Below are 2257 nucleotides of genomic sequence, written 5' to 3'. Positions count from 1 at the left end.
CTGCCGAAGGCTGCGATCTTTTGATTTAAGGGAAAATCCTCCTCAAACCCAATAAAACCTGACCTTTCAGGCAATTTTTGCTCGTTGCCCTCGCCGCCCTCTTCCGGCATCCTGCGCCTCCATTTTCTGACCCGGCCCCGCCTCACGGCGCGCAAAACACCATGACCGCCTCTGAAAAAGTCCCGCGCAACAACGATCTGATCTACGGCCTCAACGACCGTCCGCACCTCACTGCCACGGTGTTCGCCGCACTGCAACACGTACTGGCCAGCTTCGTCGGCATCATCACCCCGACCCTGATCATGGGCGGCGCCCTCGGTCTGCAAAGTGAAATTCCGTACCTGATCAGCATGGCGCTGTTCGTTTCGGGCCTGGGCACGTTCGTTCAAGCCAAGCGTTTCGGCCCGGTCGGTTCCGGTCTGTTGTGCCTGCAAGGCACCAGTTTTTCCTTTATCAGCGTGATTCTCAGCGCCGGCTTCATGGTCAAGGCCCGGGGCGGCGGCACCGATGAAATTCTCTCGACCATTTTCGGCGTGTGCTTTTTCGCCGCGTTCATCGAAGTGGTGCTGAGCCAGTTCATCGGCAAACTGCGGATGCTGATCACTCCGGTGGTCACCGGCACCATCATCACCTTGATGGGTCTGTCGCTGATCAAAGTGGCGATGACCGACATTGCCGGCGGTTTCGGCGCGCCTGATCTGGGCGCAGCCAGCCATGTATTCCTGGCCGCTTTGGTGATCGGCACCATCGTTGTGTTGAACCGCGTTGACGTGCCGTTTCTGCGCCTGGGCGCCATCGTCATCGGCCTGACCCTCGGCTACGTGGTCGCATGGCTGATGGGCACCGTGGATTTCGCCTCAATGCCCGAAGTGCCGCTGGTCAGTGTGCCGGTGCCGTTCAAGTACGGCTTCAATTTCGACTGGGTAGCGTTCGTGCCGGTGGCAGTGATTTTCCTGGTTTCGCCCCTGGAAGCCGCTGGCGACCTGACTGCCAACTCGATGATTTCACGGCAACCGGTCAAGGGCCCGCTGTACATTCGCCGGATCAAGTCCGGTCTGCTCGCCGATGGCCTCAATTCGGCGATGGCCGCAGTATTCAACAGCATGCCGATGGTCACGTTCGCGCAGAACAACGGCGTGATCCAGCTGACCGGCGTCGCCAGCCGCTACGTGGCGTTCTTCATCGCCGGCCTGTTGGTGCTGCTGGGGCTGTTCCCGATGATCGGCGCGGTGCTGCAGCTGATGCCCAAACCGGTGCTCGGCGGCGCCGAACTGGTGATGTTCGGCACCGTGGCCGTGGCCGGGATCAAGATCCTCGCCGAGGCTGGCCTGCATCGGCGCAACATGTTGATCGTGGCGATCTCCGTGGGCATGGGCCTGGGCGTCGCCGCCGTACCGGAAGTGCTGCGCGAGTTGCCGCAAGCGCTGCGTAACATCTTCGAATCGCCAATCACCGTTGGTGCGTTGTGCGCTATCGTGCTGAATATCTTCCTGCCGGAAGAATTCATTGAACTGGAAGAAGACGATTTTGATCCGGAAGCGTCGATTCTGCAGGTCATGGAAAACCCCGATCTGCCGGCCAAAGCTGAACCTGCCAGCGCAGCGGCGGTCGCACAGTTGAACCGCTGACGCGACGCCATGAAAAAAGGCTGAACCGGCAACGGTTCAGCCCTTTTCGTTGAGAGACTGTTTATGCGCCGCGTCCACGCCGTCATCCTGTCCCTGCTGCTGTTGTCCCTGAGCGCCTGCGCGCTGTTTCCCAACCGCGATCCGGTGAACATCAACGTGGTCGGCCTCGAACCGTTGCCAAGTCAGGATCTGGAAGTGCGTTTCGCGATCAAGCTGCGGGTGCAGAACCCCAATGAAACGGCCATCGATTACAACGGTATCGCCCTGGATCTGGAGGTCAACGGCCGTCCCTTGGCCTCGGGCGTCAGCGATCAGGTCGGCTCGATCCCGCGCTTCTCGGAAACCGTGGTCAGCGTGCCGGTCAGCGTTTCCGCGTTCTCGGTGCTGCGCCAGACCCTCGGCCTGAGCCAGACCCAAACCCTCGATAACCTGCCTTACGTCTTGCGCGGCAAACTCGCGGGCGGGGTGTTCGGCACCATGCGATTTGTCGACAGCGGCAAGCTGAGTTTGCCAAAGGCCACTGCTGCGACCTGGTAAATACACAATTTTGCGACCGCTCATAAATACCTGTGGGAGCTGGCTTGCCAGCGATAGGGTCGCGTCAGCCAACATCGTCGTTGCTGACAGTC

The 2257-nt window shown here is 60.3% G+C and carries 2 protein-coding genes; both read left to right on the top strand.

Going from position 1 to position 2257, the window contains the following annotated elements; genetic code table 11:
- Positions 1-161: 161 nt before the first annotated feature.
- Positions 162-1628 carry a nucleobase:cation symporter-2 family protein gene (locus HT737_RS00830; protein ID WP_182401010.1) on the top strand — a complete coding sequence of 489 codons (1467 nt, stop codon included), beginning with the start codon at positions 162-164 and terminating at the stop codon, positions 1626-1628.
- Between the two features lie 63 nt (positions 1629-1691).
- Positions 1692-2165: an LEA type 2 family protein gene (locus HT737_RS00825; RefSeq protein ID WP_007966053.1), complete on the top strand. Its 474-nt coding sequence runs from the start codon at positions 1692-1694 to the stop codon at positions 2163-2165.
- Positions 2166-2257: the final 92 nt, after the last annotated feature.

The organism is Pseudomonas sp. MD195_PC81_125, assembly GCF_014060985.1.
Lineage (GTDB): Bacteria > Pseudomonadota > Gammaproteobacteria > Pseudomonadales > Pseudomonadaceae > Aquipseudomonas > Aquipseudomonas parakoreensis.
The sequence above is the reverse complement of the archived record's forward strand: the minus strand, read 5'-3'. Positions and strand labels throughout refer to the sequence as shown.

Bases quoted from the DNA above. Each gene is read 5' to 3' on its own strand.
- HT737_RS00830 (WP_182401010.1), top strand. From the start codon at position 162: ATGACCGCCTCTGAAAAAGTCCCGCGCAACAACGATCTGATCTACGGC.
- HT737_RS00825 (WP_007966053.1), top strand. From the start codon at position 1,692: ATGCGCCGCGTCCACGCCGTCATCCTGTCCCTGCTGCTGTTGTCCCTG.